The sequence below is a fragment of the Pseudodesulfovibrio portus genome (assembly GCF_026000375.1).
GTDB lineage: Bacteria > Desulfobacterota > Desulfovibrionia > Desulfovibrionales > Desulfovibrionaceae > Pseudodesulfovibrio > Pseudodesulfovibrio portus.
Map to the genome: position 1 here is coordinate 2,824,180 of NZ_AP026708.1, position 24,803 is coordinate 2,848,982.

The 24,803-nt window shown below is 59.6% G+C and carries 22 protein-coding genes; 9 read left to right on the plus strand and 13 right to left on the minus strand.

What is annotated here, in order from left to right:
* Window positions 1–163: 163 nt before the first annotated feature.
* The 5 genes from OO730_RS13465 to panC all read right to left on the minus strand — a co-directional run bounded on the left by OO730_RS13465 (window position 164) and on the right by panC (window position 5,163).
* Window positions 164–592 (minus strand): hypothetical protein, encoded by a 429-nt coding sequence (locus tag OO730_RS13465; RefSeq protein ID WP_264981992.1) that lies wholly within the window; start codon window positions 590–592, stop codon window positions 164–166.
* Between the two features lie 230 nt (window positions 593–822).
* Window positions 823–2,451: a glutamate synthase-related protein gene (locus OO730_RS13470; RefSeq protein WP_264981993.1), complete on the minus strand. Its 1,629-nt coding sequence runs from the start codon at window positions 2,449–2,451 to the stop codon at window positions 823–825.
* A gap of 273 nt (window positions 2,452–2,724) precedes the next feature.
* Window positions 2,725–3,894 (minus strand): methionine adenosyltransferase, encoded by a 1,170-nt coding sequence (gene metK / locus OO730_RS13475; protein ID WP_264981994.1) that lies wholly within the window; start codon window positions 3,892–3,894, stop codon window positions 2,725–2,727.
* 38 nt (window positions 3,895–3,932) lie between these two features.
* On the minus strand, window positions 3,933–4,310 hold the full coding sequence (gene panD / locus OO730_RS13480) for an aspartate 1-decarboxylase (protein WP_264981995.1): 378 nt from the start codon (window positions 4,308–4,310) through the stop codon (window positions 3,933–3,935).
* A gap of 4 nt (window positions 4,311–4,314) precedes the next feature.
* The gene (gene panC / locus OO730_RS13485; protein ID WP_264981996.1) at window positions 4,315–5,163 is read right to left on the minus strand and encodes a pantoate--beta-alanine ligase; all 849 of its coding nucleotides are present in this window, start codon (window positions 5,161–5,163) and stop codon (window positions 4,315–4,317) included.
* 198 nt (window positions 5,164–5,361) lie between these two features.
* Between panC and OO730_RS13490 the strand changes: the two genes are divergently transcribed.
* Window positions 5,362–7,749, plus strand: a complete 2,388-nt coding sequence (locus OO730_RS13490) for a tetratricopeptide repeat-containing diguanylate cyclase (RefSeq protein WP_264981997.1) — start codon at window positions 5,362–5,364, stop codon at window positions 7,747–7,749.
* A 314-nt stretch (window positions 7,750–8,063) separates the two neighbouring features.
* Here OO730_RS13490 and OO730_RS13495 read toward each other — a convergent pair whose 3' ends face one another.
* Both OO730_RS13495 and OO730_RS13500 read right to left on the minus strand, forming a co-directional pair.
* Window positions 8,064–8,561 (minus strand): Crp/Fnr family transcriptional regulator, encoded by a 498-nt coding sequence (locus OO730_RS13495; RefSeq protein WP_264981998.1) that lies wholly within the window; start codon window positions 8,559–8,561, stop codon window positions 8,064–8,066.
* 111 nt (window positions 8,562–8,672) lie between these two features.
* A complete protein-coding gene (locus OO730_RS13500; protein WP_264981999.1) occupies window positions 8,673–9,920 on the minus strand; it encodes a M48 family metallopeptidase in 1,248 nt (415 codons plus the stop codon).
* Between the two features lie 179 nt (window positions 9,921–10,099).
* Here OO730_RS13500 and OO730_RS13505 point away from each other — a divergent pair, with 179 nt between their 5' ends.
* A complete protein-coding gene (locus tag OO730_RS13505) occupies window positions 10,100–10,963 on the plus strand; it encodes a tetratricopeptide repeat protein (protein ID WP_264982000.1) in 864 nt (287 codons plus the stop codon).
* Here OO730_RS13505 and OO730_RS13510 read toward each other — a convergent pair.
* Window positions 10,960–11,430, minus strand: coding sequence for an NHL repeat-containing protein (locus tag OO730_RS13510; protein ID WP_264982001.1), 471 nt, complete (start codon window positions 11,428–11,430; stop codon window positions 10,960–10,962). The two genes, OO730_RS13505 and OO730_RS13510, sit on opposite strands and share 4 nt — an antisense overlap.
* Before the next feature lie 97 nt (window positions 11,431–11,527).
* Between OO730_RS13510 and OO730_RS13515 the strand changes: the two genes are divergently transcribed.
* The gene (locus tag OO730_RS13515; RefSeq protein ID WP_264982002.1) at window positions 11,528–12,448 is read left to right on the plus strand and encodes a LysR family transcriptional regulator; all 921 of its coding nucleotides are present in this window, start codon (window positions 11,528–11,530) and stop codon (window positions 12,446–12,448) included.
* A gap of 333 nt (window positions 12,449–12,781) precedes the next feature.
* Here OO730_RS13515 and OO730_RS13520 read toward each other — a convergent pair whose 3' ends face one another.
* Both OO730_RS13520 and OO730_RS13525 read right to left on the minus strand, forming a co-directional pair.
* Window positions 12,782–13,957, minus strand: a complete 1,176-nt coding sequence (locus tag OO730_RS13520) for a 4Fe-4S binding protein (protein WP_264982003.1) — start codon at window positions 13,955–13,957, stop codon at window positions 12,782–12,784.
* Window positions 13,958–14,175: 218 nt separating this feature from the next.
* Window positions 14,176–15,084: a choice-of-anchor A family protein gene (locus OO730_RS13525; protein ID WP_264982004.1), complete on the minus strand. Its 909-nt coding sequence runs from the start codon at window positions 15,082–15,084 to the stop codon at window positions 14,176–14,178.
* A 361-nt stretch (window positions 15,085–15,445) separates the two neighbouring features.
* On the opposite strand from OO730_RS13525, the gene OO730_RS13530 reads away from it, so the two are divergent.
* A complete protein-coding gene (locus tag OO730_RS13530; protein ID WP_264982005.1) occupies window positions 15,446–15,823 on the plus strand; it encodes a PH domain-containing protein in 378 nt (125 codons plus the stop codon).
* A gap of 1,445 nt (window positions 15,824–17,268) precedes the next feature.
* Here OO730_RS13530 and groL read toward each other — a convergent pair.
* From groL to OO730_RS13545, 3 genes are all read right to left on the minus strand, one after another.
* Window positions 17,269–18,921 carry a chaperonin GroEL gene (gene groL / locus OO730_RS13535; RefSeq protein ID WP_264982006.1) on the minus strand — a complete coding sequence of 551 codons (1,653 nt, stop codon included), beginning with the start codon at window positions 18,919–18,921 and terminating at the stop codon, window positions 17,269–17,271.
* Between the two features lie 55 nt (window positions 18,922–18,976).
* Complete coding sequence (gene groES / locus OO730_RS13540; protein ID WP_264982007.1) at window positions 18,977–19,264, minus strand: co-chaperone GroES; 288 nt, start codon at window positions 19,262–19,264, stop codon at window positions 18,977–18,979.
* Window positions 19,265–19,437: 173 nt separating this feature from the next.
* Window positions 19,438–19,869: a bacteriohemerythrin gene (locus OO730_RS13545; RefSeq protein WP_264982008.1), complete on the minus strand. Its 432-nt coding sequence runs from the start codon at window positions 19,867–19,869 to the stop codon at window positions 19,438–19,440.
* A gap of 164 nt (window positions 19,870–20,033) precedes the next feature.
* Between OO730_RS13545 and OO730_RS13550 the strand changes: the two genes are divergently transcribed.
* The 5 genes from OO730_RS13550 to OO730_RS13565 all read left to right on the plus strand — a co-directional run bounded on the left by OO730_RS13550 (window position 20,034) and on the right by OO730_RS13565 (window position 24,752).
* Entirely contained in the window at window positions 20,034–20,372 is a 339-nt protein-coding gene (locus OO730_RS13550; protein ID WP_264982009.1) for a hypothetical protein, read from the plus strand.
* A gap of 199 nt (window positions 20,373–20,571) precedes the next feature.
* A complete protein-coding gene (locus OO730_RS13555; RefSeq protein ID WP_264982010.1) occupies window positions 20,572–22,410 on the plus strand; it encodes a lysophospholipid acyltransferase family protein in 1,839 nt (612 codons plus the stop codon).
* A gap of 146 nt (window positions 22,411–22,556) precedes the next feature.
* Window positions 22,557–23,228 (plus strand): DsbA family protein, encoded by a 672-nt coding sequence (locus OO730_RS13560; RefSeq protein WP_264982011.1) that lies wholly within the window; start codon window positions 22,557–22,559, stop codon window positions 23,226–23,228.
* 57 nt (window positions 23,229–23,285) lie between these two features.
* Window positions 23,286–23,579 (plus strand): DUF7947 five-stranded beta-barrel domain-containing protein, encoded by a 294-nt coding sequence (locus OO730_RS16325; protein WP_456107259.1) that lies wholly within the window; start codon window positions 23,286–23,288, stop codon window positions 23,577–23,579.
* Between the two features lie 99 nt (window positions 23,580–23,678).
* Window positions 23,679–24,752, plus strand: a complete 1,074-nt coding sequence (locus OO730_RS13565) for a DUF3800 domain-containing protein (protein WP_264982012.1) — start codon at window positions 23,679–23,681, stop codon at window positions 24,750–24,752.
* Window positions 24,753–24,803 lie beyond the last annotated feature (51 nt).

The window sequence follows — 24,803 nt, forward strand, 5'->3', positions numbered from 1 at the left end:
ACATTCCTCTGGCGATAGAGAGCAAAACCGGTGCCATAATTTGACCGAATATACTGTTTGGGCCGCTTGATCAAGGGGTGCGGAGAATTTTCTTCGGCTGCGAAAGTCATTGAGGTTGTGGTAATGGTGGGTTGAGTGGTGCTCCTGTCTGCATGACGTAGAATTATTGTCGGCCTGCCGGGTCCTGATCGATTTTGCCTGTGAACCAGCTTGCGGCCGCTTTTGAATCGCTGAAGAGCCGGACCGTGAAGGACCTGTTGATCAGCGCGGTCTCGAAGAGCCGGGCAGCGGCCTCACCCCGGTGGTCATGAACGATGGCGATCCGGCCCCGCATTGCGGGGGACGCCAGTTCAGCGAGGCATTCGCCGAATTGAACCGCATCGTACATGGACAATTCCGACGTCGACTTTCTTATGTCGGCCAGTATGCCGTTGAGATTGTGGTCGAGCCGGTTCCTGAGGGATTTCTCGGCCAGATCGAGCAGGGCGGGTCCATCCAGAACCCCTTCACAGGTGCACAGTATGTAGTCGGGTTTTGTTTCCAGCGCGATTTTGCAGGGTGGCAGCTGTCCGTCTTCGTCCGATTCCCGCATTTGGGTACTCCCTGTCGTGAGTGGGATGGGGTTTTATTATGTTGGAATGAGCATAATAAGAATGACCTGAACGCGCAACCGGTTTGATGCAGGGCGCATGGATATCCGGGTGGAAACACCGGGGTGGCCGGTTTCAGTCTTTTCTGCGCACCATGGCCCATGTTGAAAGGGAGGGGCGGCCTAGGCGCGCCCCTCCCTTTGGGTGGTGGTGTCGTTGATCGGGTGAGCCGCTACATGTCGAGTATCTTCTTGGCGGACTCGTCCATGATGTCGGTGATGAACTTGACGCCGGTCTCTTTTTCCGTCTCACGGTTGCCGGAGGCGATGTCGTCGCGACCGACCTGTTGGAGGTTGAACTTGCGCGCGCCGCACATGAGCTGCTGCAGCCCTGCGGAGAGTTTGTCCACGAGGCTCCAGATGGCCACGGCCCCGAGGGGGACGTTCTTCATCTCGTTCTTGCCGATCTGCTTTTCCACGTCCTGGTAGCAGGTGAAGATTTCCTCGGCGGACCGGCCGTACTTGCTGACTGCGGCGGGGAGCTTGTCCCAGTTGCCGTTGACGGTTTCGCGGCGTTCGGGGAAGAGCACTCCTTCGATGTTGGAGCCGAGGAAGCCGGGGATCATCATGGCGCGGCCCATGCAGATCATCTTGGTGTAGGGCGCGCCCAGTGCGAGGGCCTTGAAGATGTTGCTGCCCTTGGCGAAGCCGCCGGCAAAGGACATGTCCACCACGCGCTTGCCGCGTGCGGCCAGGCGGGAGGCGTATTCGTGGGCCTTGGCGTGGAGCAGGATGGAGGGAACGCCCCAGCTTTCCATCATGTTCCAGGGGCTCATGCCGGTGCCGCCGCCGGAGCCGTCCATGGTCAGCAGGTCGAGTTCGGCCTCGGAGGCGAACTTGATGGCCATGGCCAGGGCTTCCATGCCGTAGGACCCGGTTTTCAGGGATATCCGCTTGAAGCCAAGTTCGCGCAGGTACTTGACCGAGGTCATGAACTCGTCGCGGACCTGCTCGTAGGTGGACAGGTTGGTGTAGCCCAGCCGACTGTGGCGGGCGAAATGCTTGATGGAGCCGCGCGCGTAGCCTTCCTGGACCTCGGGCTTTTCGGGGTCGGGATCAACGAGATAGCCGCGTTTCTTCAGGAATTGGGCGTATTCCAGGCTGGTGACTTCGATTTCACCGCCGATGTTCTTGGCACCCTGGCCCCACTTGAGTTCGATGATGACCTTGTCGCCGTATTTTTCGGCCACGTATTCGGCCACACCGTTGCGGGTGTCTTCCACGTTGAGCTGGACGATGATGGCGCCGTAGCCGTCGTAATAGCGCATGTAGGTGTCGATGCGGCGTTCCAGTTCCGGAGCCTTGGCGATGCGGCCGTTCTTGATCTCGGATTGCCGGTCCACGCCGACCACGTTTTCACCCACGACGATGGGTGCGCCCACCAGGGCGCAGCCCACGGCAAAGGCGTCCCAGTACTTGGCTGCGATGAAGGTGGAGCCGAGGGCGCCGGTCATGAAGGGAACCTTGCACTTGGTGATTTCCCTTGCGCCGAAGGAGGTCTCGAGGCTGACGTCGGTGAAGAGCAGGTCGCCGTCGGTGTCGGCGGCGCCCATCGCCCCGTAGTTCAACCCCTGAATCCGGAGGGAGTTGTAGGAAACGCCCACGTGGGTCGTGTTGCCGCTGCCTGCGGTGACAAGGCCGAAGTCGCGGGGGTAGAGGATTTCACGACCGCGCATGGATGCAAGCCAGGTCTCGCATTTCCCCTGGCAGTCCGCCCGGCAGAGGGTACAGAGTCCGGACTCGATGGCGTTGCCACGGTTCACGCTTCCGATGACATCATTGCTTTTGGGATAGTTGTTCATGCTAGCTCCGCATTTAGATATGGAAAGGACAAACGAATATGTGAACATGAGCGCAATAAAGCTGGAGATTCCTAGCAGAAAGTGGCGTGATTGTCATGGATTTTCGACAACGATGGAAAATATTGCCCTACAAAAATGTAGTTTTTGCTAATTTTGGACATTCGAATCAGTTTCTAAACGGAAAGGGCGGACTCGTTCGGGAGTCCCCGTGTCGGCGGGAATGAAAAAAGGGTGGAAGCCGAAGCTTCCACCCTTTGATCGGCTGGAGGGGCGTTAGATCTTGCAGGCGGTGCGAAGATCGTCCACGGCGTCGGTCTGCTCCCAGGTGAACTCGGGGAGTTCGCGGCCGAAGTGGCCGTAGTTGGTGGAGGCCTGGAAAATGGGACGACGCAGGTTGAGGCGTTCCAGGATGAAGTAGGGGCGCATGTCAAAGACCTCGGTGACGGCCTTGGTCAGCGCCTCGTCGGTCACCTTGCCGGTGCCGCGGGAGCAGACGACCACGGAAACCGGGTCGGCCACGCCGATGGCGTAGGCGATCTGGACTTCGCACTGGTCGGCCAGGCCTGCGGCCACGACGTTCTTGGCCACGTAGCGGGCCATGTAGGCACCGGAGCGGTCGACCTTGGACGGGTCCTTGCCGGAGAACGCGCCGCCGCCGTGGGCACCCGCGCCGCCGTAGGTGTCGTTGATGATCTTGCGACCGGTCAGTCCGCAGTCGCCGACCGGGCCGCCGATGACGAAGCGGCCGGTGGGGTTGATGTAGGACTTGAGCTTATCGTCGATCAGTTCGGCGGGCAGGGTCTTCATCACGACTTCGCGCAGGATGTCTTCCTGCAACTGGCCCAGCTCGACGCCTTCGGCATGCTGGGAGGAAACGACCACGTTGTCGATGCGAATGGGCTTGCCGTTGTCGAATTCGACGCAGACCTGGGTCTTTCCGTCAGGGCGCAGGTAGTCGAGAATGCCTTCCTTGCGCACGTCGGTCAGACGCTTGGAGAGCTGATGGGCGTAGTAGATGGGGGTGGGCATCAGGGTCGGGGTTTCATTGGTGGCGAAACCGAACATCATGCCCTGGTCGCCCGCGCCCTGTTCCTCGGGCTTCTGGCGGTCAACGCCCTGCGCGATGTCGGGGGACTGCTTGTCGATGGAGGAGATGACGGCGCAGGTTTCCGAGTCGAAGCCCATGGTGTCGGCGGAATTGTAGCCGATGTCCTTGATGGTGGCGCGGACGATCTCGGGAAAGTCGGCGTAGGCCGTGGTGGAGATTTCACCGGCGATGAATGCCATGCCGGTGGTGACCAGCGTCTCGCAGGCCACGCGCGCCATGGAGTCCTGGGCGATGATCGCGTCCAGGATGGCGTCGGAAATCTGGTCGGCCACCTTGTCGGGATGGCCTTCGGTCACGGACTCGGAAGTGAACAGGTATTTGCCTTCGATCTGCATGGATTACCCCTCCTTCAGGGAAAAACGTAAAAAAAAGCCTAGAAATCCGAAATGAGGTCGCACTCAAGGATTTCGTCGACGGTGTTGTTCGGGCCTGCGACCACGACGCGCGGCTTGCGGGTCTTGGCCTCTGTTTCGTCCAGCCACATGTAGGTGGCGATGATCACGCGTTGTCCCACCTCGCCCTTGTGGGCGGCCGCCCCGTTTAGGCATATCTGTCCCGGTTCTCCGGGGATGGCGTAGGTGGCGAGCCGCTCGCCGTTGTCCAGGTTGTACACCTCCACCTGCTCGTAAGGCAGAATGCCCACGACCTTCATCAGGGCGCGGTCGATGGACAGGCTCCCCCGGTATTCCAGGTTCGCCTCGGTGATGGTCGCGCCGTGGATCTTGGCGCTCAGGAAACAGCGTTGGGCCATGAAATCAAACCTCTATCAATATGTTGTCTATGAGCCGCGCCTTCCCCAGGCGAATGGCTACGGCTGCAAGGACCGGACCGGAAATATCTTCCATGGGGACGATGTCCGCCGGGTCCACTATCTCGATGTAATCCACTTCGCCCATGGGCAGGGTGGATGCATATTCCTCTTTCAGCGCCGCCCTGGCTGCCCCGGCGTTCCGCTGTCCGGCCCTGACCGTCTCGCGCAGGTTGAGCAGTCCCCGCCGGATGGCCGGGGCTGCGGCGCGTTCCGTCTCGGTCAGGTAGGCGTTGCGCGAACTCAGGGCCAGCCCGTCCGATTCGCGGACAATGGGGTGGCCGATGATCTCGACCGGCATGTTCAGGTCGCGCGCCATGCGCCGGAGAATGGCCAGCTGCTGCCAGTCCTTCTGGCCGAACACGGCCTTGTGGGCGCGGGTCAGGTTGAACAGCTTGGTCACCACCGTGCACACCCCCCGGAAGTGGATGGGGCGGGATGCGCCGCACAGGTGCCTGCCCAACTCGGGGACCTCGACCCAGGTGGCGTGGTCGGGCGCATACATGGCGTCCGGAGCGGGAGCAAAGAGCAGGTCCGCGCCGTGGGCCTCGGCCTTGGCGCAGTCGCCCTCGAAGTCGTGCGGGTAATTGGAGAGGTCCTCGTTCTCCCCGAACTGGGTCGGGTTCACGAACAGGGTCACGACCATGCGGTCGCACTCGGGCCGCATGCGGTCCATGAGGGCCGTGTGTCCGGCGTGCAGAAAGCCCATGGTCGGCACCAGGCCGACGGTTCTTTCCGCATTTCGCCAGACGAGGCACTGCCGTTGTAGTTCCTGTGGGTCGGTGACGATCTTCATTCTGGAGATTCCCTGACAGTTTTTTTTCGGAGAGTCAAACAAAATATCTATATCAAGATGTATTGATATAGCTGGTCGGGCAATTCAGCATAACATTGATCGGGGGACGCGTCGAAGCGTGAGTCAGCGTCCCTTTTTCAGGCCCCGGGGTATTAATTTCATTTGAGAAAAAAGGATTGCCGTTGTACGCTCCCGGCCATGAGGACGAAAAAAGACATCTTCGCGGACGGGTCCATATCGTTTACTCCACAGGAGCTGATCGATTTCGAGCATACCATCAAGGACGCCATTGCGGAATTCGTGCCGTTTTCGTCCTACAGCCTGTTCTTCCCCAGGGAGGAGACCCGGGTCATCCCCGAGCCGGAATTCCGCAAGGAGGACAACGAGCTCGTCCTGCCCCTGGTCTTCCAGGGCAAGATGCTCTGCTATTTCATCGCCAAGGGCGTGCGCCTCAAGGCCCCGTCCACGGCCCCCAGGTACATCATGGCCCTGGCCGGGTCGGTGCTGGAGAAGCTCGCCCTGTACAAGAAGGCGGTCACCGATCCCCTGACCGGCCTGTATTCCCGGAATTTCTTTTTCGACGAGCTGGAGCAGGCCATTGCCCGGGTGCAGGGGTGCATCGCGGCGGGCAGTTGTCAGGCCGGTGTGGGCAAGGCCGAGGACCAGAGCTTTTCCGGCACCTTCGGCGTCATCTTCCTGGACCTGGACACCTTCCAGCCCATCAACGAGCGGTACGGCTACCTGACCGGCGACGACATCCTGGCCGAGGTGGGGCGGCTGTTGAACATGGTTTGTCCCAAGTACACCACGGTTTCCCGCTTCGCCAACGACAAGTTCGCCATCCTGGTGCCGGACGCCAAGCCGCGCGCCTGTTTCCAGCTGTCCGAGGTCATCCGCTCCGGCCTGAGCAAGCTTTCCTTTGTGGACGACATCACCAACGATACCATCGGCGTCACCGGCAGCCTCGGCTATGTCTGCTACCCGCAGGGACTCGAGGGAGCGCAGTTCCGGCGCACCCGGTCCGAGCAGGCGAGGATGATCGTGCGCAAGGCGCGCAACGGCGTGACCGTGGCCAAGGAGCTGGGCCGCAACCGGGTCTTCGGCTACGCCGACATCCTGGCCAGGGGCGGCCGGGTGCTCGAGGTCCGGCCCATGAACCGGATGGTCGTGTCCCTGGGCGAGCCGTCCGGGGCCAAGGTGGGCCAGCGGTTCCTGGTGCGCGCGCCCAAGCCGGGACAGGACGGCGACAAAGGCCGCCACGTGTTCAAGGGCGAGATCGTGCTGGTCGAGGTCCAGGACGACGTGTCCCTGGCCGAGGCGCTCCACCTGGGCGATTCGGCCTGGTCCGTCGAGCCGGGCGACCGCCTCAAGCTGGTTGAGGGTGACGAGAGCATGTTCAATGGAAAGGACGACAAGGATACCGTGATGCCTGCGAGGGACGCCGCCACCGACCTCTACTCCTACAGTGAATTCATTTCCCGTTTTGCCGAGGCCCGGCTCGAGCCCGAACGGTTCAGCCTGTCCCTGATCCGCATCCTGGACCAGCCCGCCGAGGACGACGAGGGCTACCAGGAGGCCCTGGACAGGATGGCCGCCGAAGTGGCCCGGCTGGCGCAGGGCGCGCTCGGCGAGGAGGCCGAGGGCGGGCGCTTCGGGCTCAACGGCGTGATCTTCTTTACCGTCGGCATGGACCGGGACCGGCTCATGGAGCGGACCCTGGAAATCGAGAAGCTGGCCGAATCCTCCCTGGGCATCAAGGTCTCCGTGGGGTCCGCCTGCTATCCGTTCCTCAATTTCGACCGGGCCGACGTCCTGGAAAACTGTCGCAAGGCGCTGGACCACGCCCTGCTCCTGCCCGAGCCGCGCGTGGCCGTGTTCGATTCCATTTCCCTGAACCTGTCCGCTGACCGCAGATTCATGGACGGCGACATCTACGGGGCCATCGAGGAGTTCAAGCTGGCCCTGCTGGACGACGAGAACAACCTGCTGGCCCGCAATTCGCTCGGCATCTGCTACGCCCAGCTGGGCCGCTTCGACGAAGCGCGCCGGGAGTTCGAGGGCGTTGTGGCTGTGGACAAGAAGGATGTGCTCGCGCTCTACAACCTCGGCTGGGCCAACCATCGGCTGGGCGACCTCAAGAGCGCGGCGGCGTCCTACCGCAAATGCCTCAAGGCAGAGCCCGGCCACGTCTTCTCCCTCATGCGCCTCGGGTCCATCGAGGAAAAGGCCAACCATCTGAAAAAGGCGGCCAACTACTACAAGAAGGCCGCGGATCAGCCCGGCGGCGAGCGCATGGTGCTCCGCCCCCTGGCCCGCGTGGCCTACAAGCAGGGCGACATCGAGGGAACCCGCGAATATCTCCACCTGGCACTGAACGCCGACCATAACGACCACCAGGCCATGCACATGCTGGCCAAGCTCTACCTCGACCAGGGCGAGGACCCGCAGATCGCCGAGGTCCTGGCCCGCCAGTCCTCGGCCCTGTCGCCGGGCATCGACGCCTACTGGGATACCCTGGTGGAAGCCCTCGAAGCCCAGGGCAAGGCCGAAGAAGCCGCCAAAGTCGCGGCCCGGGCCGCCGGGTAGGCTGCCTCCGGCGGCCGGGGGAAGGGGAGAGGGGAACCCTTTGAGAAGGGTTCCCCTCTCCCCTTCCCCCGAACACCCATCCCCTCTCCCTTCCTAAACTTTTTGTTTGCGCATGCGCGCGGATCGTCGGTGGTGGTGTGTTTTGCTGCCGGGCGGGCCGTTGTGCCGTGTCGACTGTTCACGATGAGAGGCAACCAAAGCGGATTAACCGCTACAGGCAGACCCGCCGAAGGCGCGACAAAAAGTTCTGGAGGGGGAGTCCAGAGGGGGAACCTCTCTCAAGAGGTTCCCCCTCTGGCCGCCGGAGGCATTTCTTATTCAGGATTTTGAAGGTCGTCGATGGTGGCCTGGAGTTCCGAGATTTTTGCGTTGGCTTCTCGCAGGCGCACGGCCATGACTTCGGCGAAGACCCGGTACATGACCGCCTGGGTGAATATCTTGCTCGCCTCGCCCAGGGAGCCCAGGGCCGTGTCGTCCAGGCTGATCACCAGGGAGGCCCGATCCGCCGAGATGGTGGCCGAGCGGGGGCTGCCGTCGATGATGCCCATCTCCCCGAACACGTCGCCCAGCCGCTGCAGCTTGCCCACTTCCACGTTGTTGACGGTGATGGAGAGCTTGCCGAAGATGAGGAAGAAGACCCTGTTGTCGAATTCGCCTTCCCTGATGAGGGCTTCGCCCCCTTCGTAGCGGCGGATGGAGGCCGCCTGCATGATCGCCTTGATATGGCTTTCCGGGAGGCTGTCGAACGCCGGGACGTTGCGCAAGCGTTCCATGATTTCGTCGTTGGTCGGATCAAAGGGAACTTCTCGCATGGGACTGCTTCCGGTTGAAATTAACGGGGCATGCCGACAATGCCACATTCCGGGGAGCAAGGACAATGATTTCTGTATTGCTGTGGTGGGTTGCGCTTCCCCGCGCCCGCCTCAGGGGGCCGGGGCGGGTGCGCGGAGGGCCCGGACGCGGTCGATGACCGGGGGGTGGCCGTATTCCAGCCAGACCGTCAGGGGGTGGGGCGTCAGGTTGGACAGGTTCTGGGCGGAGAGCTTCTTCAGGGCCGAGATCATGGCCGCGCCGCCGCTGTCGGTGGTTTTGGAGGCAAACGCGTCCGCCTGGAATTCGTGGCGTCTGGACGACAGGTTCGAGAGCACGGACAGGATCATGGAAATGGGCGTGTAGAGCAGGAAAAAGAAAATCAGCCCGGCGTACACAGACATGTGCTCCATGCCGAAGGCGTCGAACAGCCCCCGGGAGTTGAGGAACAGGGACATGAGCCAGAAGATCAGCCCGGTCTTGGCGATGCCGGTGACGAGGCGCTTGCGGATGTGGCCGAGTTTGGCGTGGCCCACCTCGTGGGCGAGGACGGCCACTATCTCCTCGGTGGTCATCTCCTTGATCAGGGTGTCGAACAGGGCGATGCGCCGCCGCTTGCCCAACCCGGTGAAAAAGGCGTTGCCCTTGGTGGAGCGCTTGGAGCCGTCCATGACGAAGATGCCGGACAGCTCGAAGCCGTTTTTGCGGGCGTATTCCTCGATGGCCGTCCGCAGTTCCCCGGCCTCCATGGGCGTGAACTTGTTGAACAGGGGCAGAATCCAGGTGGGGGCCACATAGGTCAGGATCAAGGTCGCGGCCACGGCGAATCCCCAGCACCAGAGCCAGGCCAGGGCCCCGGCCTCGTGGAAGAAGAACAGCACCCCGGCCGCCAGGACGCCGCCCAGCACGCTGGTCAGGAGCACGCCCTTGAGTCGGTCCAGGAGAAAGGTGCGCAGGGTGGTGGTGTTGAAGCCGAACCGGTTTTCCAGGACAAAGGTGTGGTAGGCCTCGAACGGCATGCTCATGAGCGCGGAGGCCAGCGCCAGCGATCCGATGTAGGCGAGCCCGGTGGGAATCGGCGACAGCGCCGGCGAGCGCACCGCCAGGTCCAGCCAGTTGAACGCACCGGCCAGGATCAGGACGATGATGGTTGCCGTGTTGAAGGTCTCGGTCACGCAGGAAAAGCGCATGGAGGCGCGGGCGTACTCCTGGGAACGAGCGTAGGTGGCGGGATCGAAGACGTCCGCGAAGTCGGACGGCGGCTCGGGTCGCATGGCCCGGCTGGTGAGCAGGTCGGAGAGCAGGCCGAGCAGCCAGGAAGCGACCAGTGACGCGATGATGACGATGAGATAGACGTTCAAACCGACTCCTGGAAGAGGGGTGAATGGGACCGCAGTGGTCCGGTACGCTAGCCCGACCGCACCCGGCGCGTCAACTCGCGGCCTCCGGTGGTAGCCAAGTCGTGTTCATGCTTGAAAAAAATGGTAGGCTGTATTAGTCAACTTGAGAAAACTAAATATTATTCAGCCACGGATTATGCATGGCCACAGCCAAGGAAATACGCGAAGACATCGCCCGGTCACGGGCCTATGCCAAGAAGAATGACTATCTGAAGACCCTCAGTTGTCTTTCCAATGCCATCAGGGGGCTCGTCACGAGCCAGGTTTACGGTGCCGAGAAGTTTGAGATTCAGTCCCATCTCGTGGAGGCCCTGCGCGATCTCAACAAGATGAAGATGATCAAAAAGCTTTTTCCCGCCGGTCTCAAGTACCAGAAAGGCAAGGAGAAAGCCTTCTATAAGACCCTGGAGCGGCTGCACAAGAAACTGGGCGAGGCCATGGAAAAGGCCCGGGTGGACCGGCTTCGCAAGCGGTTGGCAGTGCTGGACGGCAACCTGATCAAGGCCGCCCAGCTCGTCAAGGCGGGCACCCCCATCGAGGGCCGCAAGCTGTTCGCCAAGATATCCGAATATTTCGCCGACATCGAGGGCATCGATTCCGACATCGGCAACCGCATGGTCCTGATGGGATTGTTTCAGGAGGGCATACCCTATCTCAGGAAGGCCCTTGAGAAGCAGAACACCGACGCTCGCGCGCATAACGCCCTGATCCTCGCTTTCGAGGGCATGCACGAGACCGAGCAGGCCATCGCCGCAGTCAAGGACGCCATGCGCTGGCTCGGTCCCACCGAGAACCTGTATCTTCGGTTGGCAAAGCTCCACCTGGCCAAGTCGGAATGGAGCGAGGTCTTCAACAACGCCAAGGCCGCCCTGGACCGCAACCCCCTCAACGCCGAGGCCGCCAAGCTCATGAAGCAGGCGGAGCCCAAGATATTCTCCGGGTCGAAGCGTTCCGGCGGCGCCAAGAGCAGCGCCCCCAAGAAAGCCCACAATCTCGATCTCTAGTTCACTCGCTTCATGACGAGTTCCGCACGGCGCACCTTGACCAGCGTCCCGTTGCCCGTGGTGATGAGCAGGCCGCCGTCACGGTCCACTGCCAGCCCGGTCACGCCGTGCGGGCAGCGAAACGCCGCGCACACCGTGCCGTCCAGGCGCACGGCAAGGATATGACCGGTTGCCGTGCCGATGAACAGCGTGCGCCGACGGTCCACGGCCAGGGTGGTGGGCTCGTCGCTGATGGTCGCGTAGTGTATGGGCTCGTTCCCGGGGGGCAGGCAGAACACCTTGCCCGTGATCCGGTCCACCGTGTATGCGTTGGCCCGTGAATCCATGACCAATCCTACGGGATTGGCGGTCACGGAGGTCGCATCCGGGCCCGCTCCCTGTTCGGCTGCAGCGCCCGGCACGGCCAGCAGCAAGAGCAACCCGGTAATCCAAAGACTGTTCAGACGACGATGATTCTTCCCCTGCATGTGTCTGCCTCCTTGTTGTGTCGTGAAAATAGGAGGCGGGGCATCAATATGTCCAATACATATTTACACGTTCATCGATATGATGTACCTCTTGATCATGGAACTCAGACAACTCAAGTATTTCATCGCCGTGGCCGAGGAGCTGCATTTCGGGCGGGCCGCCGAGCGGTGCCATATCGCCCAGCCGCCGTTGTCGCAGCAGATAAAACGCCTTGAGGAGGAACTCGGGGTCAAGCTCCTCGAGCGGACCAGCCGCAAGGTGTCGCTGACCGACGAGGGGACCACCTTCCTGGCCGTGGCACGGGACACCATCGCCACACTGGAAGGCGGCATCGAGAAGATGAACATGATGGCCGAGGGGATCATCGGCAAGCTGCGCGTCGGCTTCCTTTCCTCCGGGCTGTTCACCGATTTTCTCAAGGGCGTGACCGCCTTCCGCAAGCGGTATCCCGGCATCCAGCTGGATATCCGCGAGATGCAGTCGTCGGACCAGAACCTGGCCCTGCGCTCCGGGGAGATGGACGTGGGCCTGTCCCACCATTGCTACGCGAACCACTATCACCTTGAGGCGCGCACCTTCCTGGCCGACCGCTACTACCTGGCAGTGCACGAGGAACATCCCCTGGCCGAGCGGGGCCACGCCGGATACCCGGATATCGACAGGGAACCGTTCATCATGTTCTCGCGCCAGCACTACCCGGACGCCTATGACCGGGCCATCGGCCGTTACCACAAGTACGGCGTCCAGCCCCGCATCGTGCAGGAGGCCAAGACGCACCTGACCAAGCTGTCGCTCATCGCGGCGGGCATGGGCATCGGCTTCGTGCCCGAACGGATGCGCGCGGCCCTGCCGTCCACCGTGCGCCTCATCCCCTTCGACTTCCAGGGCGAAGTGCACCTCACGCCCCTCAAACTGGTCTGGCGCAAGGGCGACCGGTCGCCCGCATTGCGCTGCTTCCTCGAAGTCATGGAAGGCTTCTGCCGGCAAGAAAACGACTCGGCCTCGGGATGCGCCTGACATGGGCTGCCTCCGGCGGCCGGGGGAAGGGGAGAGGGGAACCCTTTGAGAAGGGTTCCCCTCTCCCCTTCCCCCGAACCCCCATCCCCTCTCCCTTCCTAAACTTTTTATATGCGCATCCGCGCGGCTCTTTGTTGGCGTGCAGCTTTGCTGAAGGGCTGAGTGTTGTGGAGTGATGTTGGGTCTTGGAAAAATGTTCGGTTGACCCGCCGAAGGCGCGATAAAAAGTTTTGAAGGGGAGTCCAGAGGGGAAACTTTTACAAAAGTTTCCCCTCTGGCCGCCGGAGGCATAAACAAACGGGGCCTGTGACGAAAGTCGCAGGCCCCGTTTGTTTATGCGTCTTGATCGAATTTGTCCGGCGGTGGCGGGGTTCGTTTGCCGGAGGTGAAGGAGATGGAGTCGGTGGGGCATACTCCCATGCAGGTCCCGCAGGAGAAACAGTCGGGGATGGTGCGGTTTTGTTTGAGGATGGCGTCCATGACGGTGGACGGGCAGGCCTTGGCGCAGGCTTCGCAGGAGATGCAGGTGTCGTAGTCCACCTTGATTTTGGTCAGGGAGAATTTTTCGACCAGCCAGCCGACCAGACCGAAGGGGCAGGCGAAGTGGCACCAGGGGCGGTAGACGAACAGGCTGAGGAAGAGCAGGACCAGGATGAACCCGGCGCAGACGAGCGTCCAGGTCATGGGCTTGTACACCCGGAACGGGTCGATGGGCTCGATGAGTTCATACCCCCAGCCGAACGCCGCCACGGTGAAGGCGGCCAGGAAGGCGATGCGGATGGTATTGGTGACCACGAATGGCACCTTGATCTGTGGGAGCGGCCCGGCCTTTGAGTCCTTGGCGTTGCGGTTCAGGCGGAAGATCAGGTCCTGGAGCACGCCGAGCTGGCACCCCCAGGAACAGATGAACTTGTTGGCCAGGAAGACCGTGAGCAGGAACACGGTCAGGGCGATGAGCCTCGGCGGGAAGAACACGCCTTCCACGGCAAACAGGTGAATGGTGTCCTTGACCGTGCCCATGGGGCTGGGATCGGAGGTCAGGATCACGCCGAAGGTCGCGGTGGCGATGAGGTAGAGCCACTTTCGGTTGGCTCCGTTGATTTTCTTGTTGCGCAGCAGGTAGAACGCCCCGCCCATGAAGAGGAACCACAGGCCGAACTTGAGCGGGATCTTGAGCCAGTTCTTGGATTCGTACTCGGAGCCCAGCGCCTGTTGCTTGGCCGCTTCCTCGAGAATGCGCTCGCCGGGAATGCCGAAGTCGGTGACCGGGCGGTCCAGGTCTGCCTTGGACTTGAGCCCGAATATTTCTTTCATGGCCGGGTTGGGCAGGTTGTTGGCCTTGGCGAATTCGCCCACGGTCATGGTCTGTTCAAAGATCAGCGGGGGGTGTTCCTGCACGCCTTCGGGCTTGTCGTTCCACAGGGGGGCGACAACATATGAGGCCGCGACCACCAACGCGACCAGCAGGGCGAACAGGGTGAGCGTTTTCGGGGCACTGGGTGCGGGCATGTCCATTCTCCTTTGTGCAAGTCGATGTGAAGCTCGGCCGGGACGGAAACCGATCAATAATTACTATAGCACATTTGAAGCCGACGTACAGCCCCTATATTGTTGAAGGTTGCCTACCGTTCCGGGGTGAAACCGGGCCATGGCCGGAGCAACGAAAAACCCGGCCCGCGACAAGGTTCGCGGGCCGGGTTGGCTGGTGTGGTTCGGGCGGTCGCGTGCTAGCGTCTTTTGCGCCATCCGATGAGGCCGAGCATGCCGGTCCCGAGGAGGAGGATGGAGCCGGGGATCGGGGTCGGCACGTTGCCCTCGAACGGAACGAGGTTGAGCTGCATGGGGCCGTCAAAGGAGTTGGCGATGAGCGTGCCGTTGATGACGCCCTGGGGGTTGTCGATGTCGGCCAGCGGGGCAAGGATGGAGCCCCAGACGCCGATGCCGGACAGGGTCAGGCTGGTGGCTTCGTAGAAGTTGAAGAGCACGGACCCGGCAAAGGGTCTCAGGGATTCCATGCTCATGTTGGTCAGGCCGGAAGCGGTGCCGGACACATTGAAGATAATGGTGGTGTCCTGCGCGAAGCCGGTGGTGTCGAGTGCAAAGGTGTGGCTGTTGAGCAGAGTGGAGCCGTCGAGATTGAATACCTGGGTATTGCTCGTGCCGTCCCCGGTCATATAGAGGCCGCCCCACTGGGAGGTGGTTGTTCCGGTGGCGCTCAGGGCGGCAAGGGAATTGGCCATGCTGGTGTATTTTTGTTTCTGGGCGGCGAAGTCGAAGGGCATGTCGGAGTTCTGGTAAAGAGCGCCGTCGTAGAATTTGTAGCCGGGTCCGGTCACCGAGCCGCCGACCCGGACGTCGCCGTAGTAGACGCGCCCGCCGGTGAAGGTCAGGTCGCCCCCGGCCAGCAGGACGTCGCCGGTGGTCCCGGGGTTGAGCCTGTCGCCCACGCTGTAGTGCTCAAGGTGGACGTTGCCGCCGACCGCCAGCCGTCCCTGGGTGTCGGAGGAACTGCTGAAGTTGCCGAAGATGAATGCATTGTAGTTCCCGGCCAGGCCGAGGGACGCGGAGCTGGCGAACGCCGGGGCAGCGGCCACGGTCAAGGCCAGTGCGAAGAGGGTGATTCGTATGTATTTCATTATGTAACCCGATCCCTTGGTCGATGCCGCGTTGGGCGGCAACCCCTTGCTTGGAGCAGTGTGTCGAGAGTTGTGAACCATGAGTATTTGTTGCCATGTTTACAAAAAAGCGGCCCCTGTCAACATGGATTGGAAGAACGCCGGGGGTTTTCCACAAGTAATTTTTCGAGTCGATTTTTAAACGGCTGTTTGACGTAATTACAGCCGGTTAAAGGTGATTGGGGGCAAGTTGCGGGATTGCCGGGCTGTGTTGCAGGCAGCATAAAAATGATGGGGGGGATTGTTCCCGAAGCGTGTTGTTGTCCCGGAGTTGCCGTGTTATTTCATGATTGCCGTACGTTGTGTAACAAAGGAGACGCCAATGGGTTTACTGGACGGATTATTGGGCAACGCCACGGAAGTGGATGTTGCGGACGTGGAGAATGAGCTTTTACCGATTCTGGGCGATATGGAGAAGGTCGAGCGTGCCTTCAAGGTGGTCCGCGACATGTATGTGTTTACCTCGGGCCGCCTCATTCTCATCGACAAGCAGGGCTTGACCGGCAAGAAGGTGGACTACCTGTCGTTGCCGTATCGCTCGATCAGTTCCTTTTCCGTGGAGACCGCGGGGCATTTCGATCTCGACGCCGAACTCAAGATGTGGGTTTCCGGGCGGCATGAGCCGGTCATCAAGGAGCTCAAAAAGGGCAGCGACATGGTGGGGATTCAGAAGTTGCTTGCCAACAAGATTTTGAAATAGCCTTTCGTCTTTTGTTGAAAGGCTAAAGGCTGAAGAGTTAAGAGATAAGGATGCCGCCCTTCGGGGCGGCGTTTTTTTGGAGGAGAGTTTCGTCCCTCCGGGCCGACTTACTTTTGAACCAAAGCGCTCAAAAGTAAGCAAAAAGCGCTTTTTCGCTCTGGTAGCCGCCACCAAAACGGCCAAGAATCTGATCAAACCGGCTGCGCTCCCGAATCGAAAGTCTCCGCTTCGCTCCGACGCGATTCGATAGAGCCGCTCCGCCGCTTTGTCAGCTTCTAAGCCTTGTTAGGCCTGATGGCTAGGGTGGAGCAATACAAGAAACGTTACTGATTGATAGGAAATTGACCATAGCACCAACAATCCAACCATGTGTGCAGTTCACAGCTAATATAATTTGCAATTGAAAGCCGATTATGATGTCGATGCCATTTAATGAATCAGAAATGAGAATCTTTACGAATACATCTGTCGGCTATCGCCGTAAAAACGTAGACGACCTTATTGTGAAGGACGTGAAATGAATCGTCAATTTGTCTTGGTTTATATCTGATGTAAATACCACCAGCTCCAGAAAACAAATCGAAGACTATTTATGGCAAGTAGAATTATTCAAAATCCGCTTTGTCAGCTTTTAAGCTTTGTTTGGACTGATGGCTCTGGTTGGGTAATGCAGAAAATATTAATGAGATAGGCAGTTGATCATTTCACCGACGATCCAACCATGCACGCAGTTCACGACTAAAATATATGGCAATGAAAAGCCACGTTTTAATGTCTATGTCTTTTATTAAATCAGAAATATGAATGTCCACGGTGGTCTCCTTTGCTTGCGCCGTAAATAACGTCGTGGACGACTTTATCATGAAGGACGTGAAATGAATCGTCAATTTGTCTTGGTTTGAATGCGTTGCATATATCTCAACACCAAATTATTAAGCAAATAATTATAAAATTGCACATATAACCAGTAGGTTAATCCACAATGAATAAACAAGCTTTTTGGTTTTCGCAGGTAAAAAGCATTCTAGTGGAGTCATCCCATCCCCAGCCCTGTTCTGGGGGCTTAGAAGCTGACCGCGAGGGGGCGGCGGCTCCTTTATCGGGACACGTATGAACTGACAGGGCGTACGGACTCAAAGAAAGGCAAGCCTTCCACCCCAAGCATGGATGGGAGCCGCCCCCGAGCGGATCAGCTTCTTGCCGCCAAACTCGGGCGGCGGCGCACACTAAAGGGGCTTTTTTTCGTCCCTTTTTTTGCCCCAACAAAAAAACGGACCCCGCCGGGAGGGCGCGCGTAGCGCAATCTTTTATAATAAAACGCCGCCAAAGGCGGCCTTCCGTTTCTCTTCCTTCTTCCCTCTTCCCATCCGCCACAGCCAAAAAGAAAACCGCCCCGGTCCGACAGGACCGGGGCGGCTTCATTATTTGGCTTAAAGGGCTGTACGCTAGTACATACCACCCATACCACCCATGCCGCCCATTCCACCCATGCCGCCGGGCATGGCCGGAGCTGCGGAAGCAGGCTCGGGCTTGTCGGCGATGGCGCACTCGGTGGTCAGCAGCAGACCGGCCACGGAAGCGGCGTTCTGCAGCGCGGTGCGGGTGACCTTCTTGGGATCGATGACACCGGCCTTGATCAGGTCTTCGTACTGGTCGGTCGCGGCGTTGTAGCCGAAGCCGCCTTTGCCTTCCTTGATCTTCTCGACCACGATGGAGCCTTCGAGACCGGCGTTGCCGGCGATCTGGCGCAGGGGCTCTTCCACGGCGCGGGCGATGATGTTCAGACCGGCCTGCTCGTCGTCGTCAGCGGGCTTGACCTTGGCGATGACCTTGCCGCAGCGGGCCAGGACCACGCCGCCGCCGGGCACGATGCCTTCTTCAACGGCTGCGCGGGTGGCGTTCAGGGCGTCTTCCACGCGGGCTTTCTTTTCCTTCATCTCGGTCTCGGTGGCGGCACCGACGTTGATGACGGCCACGCCGCCCACGATCTTGGCCAGACGCTCCTGGAGCTTCTCGCGGTCGTAGTCGGAGGTGGAGTCGGCGATCTCGGCGCGGATCTGCGCGATGCGGGCCTTGATCTCGTCGGCCTTGCCTGCGCCGTCGACGATGACGGTGTTTTCCTTGTCGATGACGATGCGCTTGGCGGAGCCGAGATCGTTGACGGTGAGGCCTTCGATCTTGATGCCGAGGTCTTCGGAGACAACGGTGCCGCCGGTCAGGGTGGCGATGTCTTTCAGCATGGCCTTGCGGCGTTCGCCGAAGCCGGGAGCCTTGACGGCGACCACGTTCAGGGTGCCGCGCAGCTTGTTGACCACCAGGGTGGCCAGGGCTTCGCCCTCGATGTCCTCGGCCACGATCAGCAGCGGCTTGGACATCTTGGCGCACTGCTCGAGGACGGGCAGCAGCTCTTTCATGTTGGAGATTTTCTTTTCGTTGATGAGGATCAGCGGCTCTTCCATTTCGCAGGTCATGCGCTCGGTGTTGGTCACGAAGTAGGGGGAGAGGTAGCCGCGGTCGAACTGCATGCCTTCGACGACGTCCAGGGTGGTGTCCAGGCCCTTGGCCTCTTCAACGGTGATGACGCCTTCCTTGCCGACCTTGTTCATGGCCTCGGCGATGATGTTGCCGATGGTGGCGTCGTTGTTGGCGGAGATGGTGCCGACCTGGGCGATTTCCTTCTGGTCGCGGGTGGGCTTGGCCACCTTCTCGAGCTCGGCGACGATGGCTTCGACGGCCTTGTCGATGCCGCGCTTGATGGCCATGGGGGAGCGACCGGCAGCCACGAGCTTCACGCCTTCGGTGAAGATGGCCTGGGCCAGGATGGTGGCGGTGGTGGTGCCGTCACCGGCGACGTCGGAAGTCTTGGAGGCAACTTCCTTGACCATCTGTGCGCCCATGTTCTCGAACTTGTCTTCCAGTTCGATTTCCTTGGCCACGGACACGCCGTCCTTGGTGATGACGGGGGAGCCGAAGGACTTCTCCATGACCACGTTGCGGCCCTTGGGGCCGAGAGTGACTTTGACGGCGTTGGCCAGCTTGTCGACACCCGCTTTCAGCTTTTCGCGGGCTTTGGCGTCGAAAAGGATTTCTTTTGCCATTGCAGTGTCTCCTTATTGTAAAGAAATGTGATGATTGATCGGTTGGTGCGTGGGCCTAGTCGACGATGGCGAGGATGTCGTCCTCGCGCATGACGAGGTGCTCCTCGCCGTCGATGGTGATTTCGGAACCGGCGTATTTGGCGAACAGAACCAGGTCGCCTTTCTTGACGGTCATCTTGACGCGCTTTCCTGCGTCATCGAGCTTGCCGGGACCGGCGGCCACGATCTCGCCCTTCATGGGCTTTTCCTTGGCGGAATCCGGAATGTAGATACCGCCTGCGGTTTTCTCTTCCATTTCCAGACGTTTGACCAGGACACGGTCGTTCAAGGGTTTCAGTTTCATCCTCTCATACCTCCAAAGAGATTGATTTTTTATTCTGCCGAGGGTCTCCCCATCGGGCTGGGTGAAAGATAAACACCGGGCCGGTGCTGTCAAGCGCAGGCGGGCAAAAAAAATCCGGCCCGCGCGGGCGGCGACGGGCCGAATGGGGCTGTGTCTGGCCGTGGTGAGTTCAGTTATTTGTTTTTATTGTAGAATTGCCCGAAAGGCTTGTCCATGGACAGGATGTGGCCCCGGCAGGATTCCGTCAGGAACGTGCGGACCTTGATGGGCGGGACCGCCGAGCCGTTCAAAAGCTCTCCCTCGAGGCGGGCGATGTCGTCGAGGAATCGTTCGTGGGCGGTCCTGTGGTCGTCCAGGCCGGGGTAGTCGACCTCCTGCATGTAGCCCTCTTCGGTGCCGAAGTGGGCCTGGGCGTGTTCGCGGATTTCGGCCATGATATCCAGGGCCTCGTCCACTGCGTCGTCGTCCAGAGGGCGGTACAGGTCGTCCGCCACCGTGCCGATCCTTTCGATCATGTCGAAAAAGGTTGCGTGTTGCTCGTCGATTTCCGGGATGCTTACTTCGCATTCCGGGGAAAATCCTGCCGAATTCCGAGTCGTGGACATGTGTCTCTCCTCCGGGAGCTCCTTGCGTGTTTGCATCCCATATAGCGGGAATTTCACGTCATGTCACGGGGCGGCGACGATTAATGCCGAAGTGGCCGCGAAAGAGGGGAGGGGGGCGGACCGGGATTTGCAGAATATCCATGCAAAAGCAAAGGGAGGTCACCATGGGCGGAATGCACCAATCCGGCTGTCAGGCGAGCTTTCCGGGCAGCTTCGGCCTCGAGCCCAAATTGCATCAGATCGACTACGAGGACGTGGCCCTGAGCCGTGAGGGCGCACGGCTGGTCCATGCAGGGGCCAAGGCGGTCATGCGCCGGTACATGCCCGGGGCGGACTGCGAGAAACTGACCCGCGCCCAGGCCGTGGCCATGTTTGTGGACCAATTGTTTTGGGAGGAGCACTCCGGCGGGCTGATCATGTGCGCCGACCTGCCGGACACGAGCCTGTGCCTGCCCATTCCCCGGAAGCACTGGTCCGTCAGGACCGGGGGCGCGGTGCAGTAGCGCCGCCCCGGCACGTTGCCCGACAGGCCCCGGATACGAGCGTGTCCGGGGCTTTTTTGCGGGCACTGTTCCGGTTCGGTTGCGTTGTCACGAATTCGCCGGGCAGGCGTCACCAAAATGCGTCAACTTGTCATGGGAGCGGAGCGAAATCGACCGGGTTTTGACATACCTTCCATCAAATCCAACACAGGAGGGAAGCATGGACGACAGTATCCCCGGTCCGCTCTTCAGCCTTGATTCGCCTTTTTCCGATCCCGTTCGCCACGCCCTGTTTTCCATGGTCAGGAAGCCGCTCGCCAAGTTGTTGCGTCTGGAGACGCTCAACTCCCTGTACTCCTCGCTGCAGGCAAACGGGAGCGACGAGCCGTTCGTGGAGCAGGCCATGGAGGCCCTCGGCGTGCAGTTTTCCGTGGACGGGCAGCCCGTGTCCCGCGTGCCTGCCGCCGGGCCGCTGGTGGCGGTGTGCAACCATCCCTTCGGCGTGTTGGAAGGGTTGCTTCTGGTCCGCGTCCTGCGCGAGGTGCGCAGCGACATCAAGATCATGGCCAACTTCATGCTGGGCATGATCCCCGAGATGGACGACCTGCTCATCGAGGTGGACCCCTTCGGCAGGGACGAGTCGGCCAAGAAAAATATCGCCGGGCTCAAGGCGTCCATGCGCTGGCTGAAAAACGGCGGCATGCTGGTGGTCTTCCCCGCCGGGGAGGTGTCCAGCCTCAGGGTGCGCAAGGGCATGGTCTCGGACCCGCGATGGAGCCCCATGATCGGCCGCATCATCCGCAAGACCGGCGCCGGCGCGTTGCCGGTCTTTTTCGATGGCCGCAATTCCGGCCTGTTCCAGACCCTGGGGCTCATTCACCCCCGGCTGCGCACCGTTCTCCTGCCGCATGAGAATTTGCGCCACGCCACAAAGGACGTCATCCGCATGGGGCTGGGGTCGGTGGTGTCCGCCGACAAGGTGGCGGAGTTCGACTCCGACCAGGAACTGGTCGACTATCTCCGCTTCCGCACCTATCTCCTGCGCGGCGAGCGCAAGCCCAAATTCCGCATCAAGGGCCGCGACCAGGGGCGGAAGCTGGCCCCCATCGCCCGGTCGCGCGGCAAGCACATCCTGGCCAGCGAGGTGGCCACCCTGCCGGACGAGAACATCCTGAACCGGTCCGGGGATTTCACCGTGTTTCACGCCACGGCCTTTCAGATTCCCCGCATCCTCAGGGAGATCGGCATCCGGCGCGAGGAGACGTTCCGCCAGGTGGGCGAGGGCACGGGCAAGCCCATGGACATCGACGCCTTTGACGACACCTACCGCCACCTGGTCCTCTGGAATCACGCCGAGCGCGAGGTTGCCGGGGCGTACCGGTTCGGCCTGACCGACGAAATCCTCAGGGACCGGGGCGTGACCGGGCTGTACACTTCCACCCTGTTCAACTACCGCGAGAGCTTCCTGCGCGAGCTGGGACCCGCCCTGGAGATGGGCCGCTCCTTCATCACGCCCAAGTACCAGCGCAGCTACCAGCCACTCCTGCTGTTGTGGAAGGGCGTGGCCGCGTTCGTGGTGCAGAATCCGAAGTACACCCGGCTGTTCGGCTGCGTGTCCATATCGAGCGAATATTCCGGCGTGTCCCGCGAGATCATCATGGGCTTCATGGAGCGCCACTGTTCCCTGCCGGAGCTGGCCCGGATGGCCCTGCCCAAGCGGCCGCCCAAGTCGCGCAAGCTGCGGAAGGTGGATTTCTCCCTGCCCGACAGCGTGTTCAACGACCCGGCCGACGTGGCCGACTTCGTGCGCGACGCCGAGGACGGCCGGTCCATCCCGGTGCTGCTCAAGCAGTATCTCAAGCTGGGCGGCAAGATCATCGGCTTCAACGTGGACCCGGACTTCGGCGACTGCCTGGACGGGTTGATCCTGGTGGACCTGATGCAGTCCGACCCCAAGGTCCTGGGCCGATTCATGGGCCGCGACGGGGTGAACGGTTTCCTGAGCGCCAACCGGGTCCTGCCCCTGCGCCCGGAGCGGGACGGCTTTGCAGCCGCCTGATCCGGCATGCCGCAACCGATTGTTCGGCCCCGTCCTTTGGGCGGGGCCCTATTTTGCTTTGCGCAGACCTTGGCAAGCGGCGCATATGGGCTTATGTTCGGCCCATGCGACATTTACCGATAACAACTATCTTGCTGATTTTATTTGTGTTTTCACTTTTCGGCTGCCAGGACGCGCCTGACGCCCCGCCCGTGGGAGAGAAAACGCCCCCGGCCAAGGCGGAGAAGGGTGGAGCAAAGTCCGGCTACGAGCAGGACGGCAAGGGGTGCGAACCCGAGTACCGCGCCCTGTTCGACCAGGCCGTGGTGGAGCTCCATGGCACGGGCACGGGCGACGTCGTGGTCGTCACCGATCCTTTGTGCTGGCACTGCCGGTTGGGCCACAAGCTGCTCGAAGAATATCCGGCGAAATACGGTCGGCTGCGCCTCTCCTTTTTCCCGCGCAAGGGCTTCATCGGTTCGGACATGGCCGCCTGGATACTCGAGGACGTGGCCGGAACGGATAGGCTCCGGCCCTATGCGGACTATGCCTACACCGACCTGAAACAGCCCAAGACCAAGGACCTGGCCGAGGCGCGCATGCTGGTGCTGGCCCAGTTCGCGGAGAAATTCCCGGAGCTGCTGGACAACACCAACCTGGAGGAACTCTACGTGCGCATGCAGCGCGATCACGAAGCGCATGTGCTCGAGTCCGCCGCCATGTCCAGGGAAGCCGAACTGCCCGGCACCCCGACATTGATAGCCGGAAAGTCCGTGCTCGTGGGCTTCGGCCCCGCACCGTGGCTGGACGCGCTGGACGCGAAGAATATCTGCGAATAAAAAAAGGGCCTCGATCAGAGGCCCTTCTTCATTTCAATCCACTTGTCCACCCGGGGGGTGTATCGAAAGATATTGGAATTAGGGAGGTGTTCCCATAATATCTACGCCTTAACCAATAAGCTGATAATTGACTCTGACCGAACTCAGTTCACCGGAAGAGTTTCTGGCTACAGTCCTAACACTCGTTCTGGGATGATTTACATCCATGAAGAAAAGCGAAGTATCCCCTTCCAGATTGAAGCAGGAGTGGATGTAATCACAAGCGTCATCGCTAAGAGTTTGCTTCAATATGATTTGGTTAAGTCTAATATATTACACGTTTATGATCTGTTTTTTCATATTCATGGCTAAAAAAGTCATAAATTATGCTGGTGTGACTAAAAGATACTACATAATGCAAATATGCCCCAACTCACTTGAAGAGGGTAATGGGATGTCGGAGATTGAATAATGAGAATATTTATTGATGAATGTGGGTTTACTGGAGAAGATTTAGTCAACAACGAGCAACCTGTATATACAATTGCCAGCCTAGCCATCGAAGAGGGTTATGCTCAAAAACTAAAAAAAGATTTTTTTAGCGAAGTAAGAACAGATGAACTAAAGCACACTCAACTTCGTAAGAGACCAAGAAACCAAAAATTTGTGCTTCAATTCATCGATTACATCTTCTCAGAGCACCCTACTGATATCAAGGTGATTTTTAACCATAAAAAGTATCAGCTAGTTGCCAAAATGGCAGATTTTATTGCAGAGACCGTCTATTACAATCTTGGTCAGGATTTTTACGCCAACGGGCGAAACATAGCGTTTTGCAATGTCTTTTTTTATGGCTTCCCAGCGTTCATTGGTACTGATGATTTCTCCCACTTTTTGAATGTAACCAACAAAATGTTTCGACAAAGAGAAGAAGCAGATTATAATGATTTCATATCCCTATTAGAGGTCCATAGAAACTCTGAGTTATCAAGTCATATCAATGAGATGCTCATGTGGGACCAGCAAGAAGGGCATCAAGGAATTCTAACACTTCCAAGCAAAGCTCTGGATGATACCATCTCCATGGAGCTTCAACTGATGAATATGTGGGCTACTACCTCCACAGATAAAAGCTTTGAATTAACCCATGATCAATCTGGCATGATTGCAGCACATAAAGATGTTTGGGGAATTCTTACATCTCCAGATATTGCTGAAACGGTTGTGGGAAGAGACAGTCGATTGATGTATTTTCCCTTAAGAGTCAAAGAGACAAAGCTTGGGGACTCTAAGAATTGGGTTGGGCTTCAATTGGTAGATCTTATTGCCGGAGCAGTCACAAGAGTTGCGAATTGGTATGCGAAAGGGCAGCCAGAAGACAACTATGCAGAATCTCTCAATGATATTATTGACTTCAATGACACCAGCATCTTTTCTGGATTGTGGCCATCAACAAACGTGACCCCAGAATCTCTGAATGCAGAAGGCGGGCTTGTTCGTGATCCTATAGAATTCATGGTAAATTTATTGGCGAGCAACCGTTAGTACAATAGGAACCGTGCTTTCAGACGCGATGAGGGAGAAAAAGTTAGACTT

Bases quoted from the DNA above. Each gene is read 5' to 3' on its own strand.
- metK (WP_264981994.1), bottom strand. From the start codon at position 3,894: ATGCAGATCGAAGGCAAATACCTGTTCACTTCCGAGTCCGTGACCGAA.
- OO730_RS13565 (WP_264982012.1), top strand. From the start codon at position 23,679: ATGAGAATATTTATTGATGAATGTGGGTTTACTGGAGAAGATTTAGTC.
- OO730_RS13545 (WP_264982008.1), bottom strand. From the start codon at position 19,869: ATGTCCACGACTCGGAATTCGGCAGGATTTTCCCCGGAATGCGAAGTA.
- OO730_RS13530 (WP_264982005.1), top strand. From the start codon at position 15,446: ATGGGTTTACTGGACGGATTATTGGGCAACGCCACGGAAGTGGATGTT.
- OO730_RS13525 (WP_264982004.1), bottom strand. From the start codon at position 15,084: ATGAAATACATACGAATCACCCTCTTCGCACTGGCCTTGACCGTGGCC.
- OO730_RS13520 (WP_264982003.1), bottom strand. From the start codon at position 13,957: ATGCCCGCACCCAGTGCCCCGAAAACGCTCACCCTGTTCGCCCTGCTG.
- OO730_RS13510 (WP_264982001.1), bottom strand. From the start codon at position 11,430: ATGCAGGGGAAGAATCATCGTCGTCTGAACAGTCTTTGGATTACCGGG.
- OO730_RS13465 (WP_264981992.1), bottom strand. From the start codon at position 592: ATGCGGGAATCGGACGAAGACGGACAGCTGCCACCCTGCAAAATCGCG.
- OO730_RS13490 (WP_264981997.1), top strand. From the start codon at position 5,362: ATGAGGACGAAAAAAGACATCTTCGCGGACGGGTCCATATCGTTTACT.
- groL (WP_264982006.1), bottom strand. From the start codon at position 18,921: ATGGCAAAAGAAATCCTTTTCGACGCCAAAGCCCGCGAAAAGCTGAAA.
- OO730_RS13470 (WP_264981993.1), bottom strand. From the start codon at position 2,451: ATGAACAACTATCCCAAAAGCAATGATGTCATCGGAAGCGTGAACCGT.
- OO730_RS13495 (WP_264981998.1), bottom strand. From the start codon at position 8,561: ATGCGAGAAGTTCCCTTTGATCCGACCAACGACGAAATCATGGAACGC.
- groES (WP_264982007.1), bottom strand. From the start codon at position 19,264: ATGAAACTGAAACCCTTGAACGACCGTGTCCTGGTCAAACGTCTGGAA.
- OO730_RS13505 (WP_264982000.1), top strand. From the start codon at position 10,100: ATGGCCACAGCCAAGGAAATACGCGAAGACATCGCCCGGTCACGGGCC.
- panD (WP_264981995.1), bottom strand. From the start codon at position 4,310: ATGGCCCAACGCTGTTTCCTGAGCGCCAAGATCCACGGCGCGACCATC.
- panC (WP_264981996.1), bottom strand. From the start codon at position 5,163: ATGAAGATCGTCACCGACCCACAGGAACTACAACGGCAGTGCCTCGTC.
- OO730_RS13515 (WP_264982002.1), top strand. From the start codon at position 11,528: ATGGAACTCAGACAACTCAAGTATTTCATCGCCGTGGCCGAGGAGCTG.
- OO730_RS13550 (WP_264982009.1), top strand. From the start codon at position 20,034: ATGGGCGGAATGCACCAATCCGGCTGTCAGGCGAGCTTTCCGGGCAGC.
- OO730_RS13555 (WP_264982010.1), top strand. From the start codon at position 20,572: ATGGACGACAGTATCCCCGGTCCGCTCTTCAGCCTTGATTCGCCTTTT.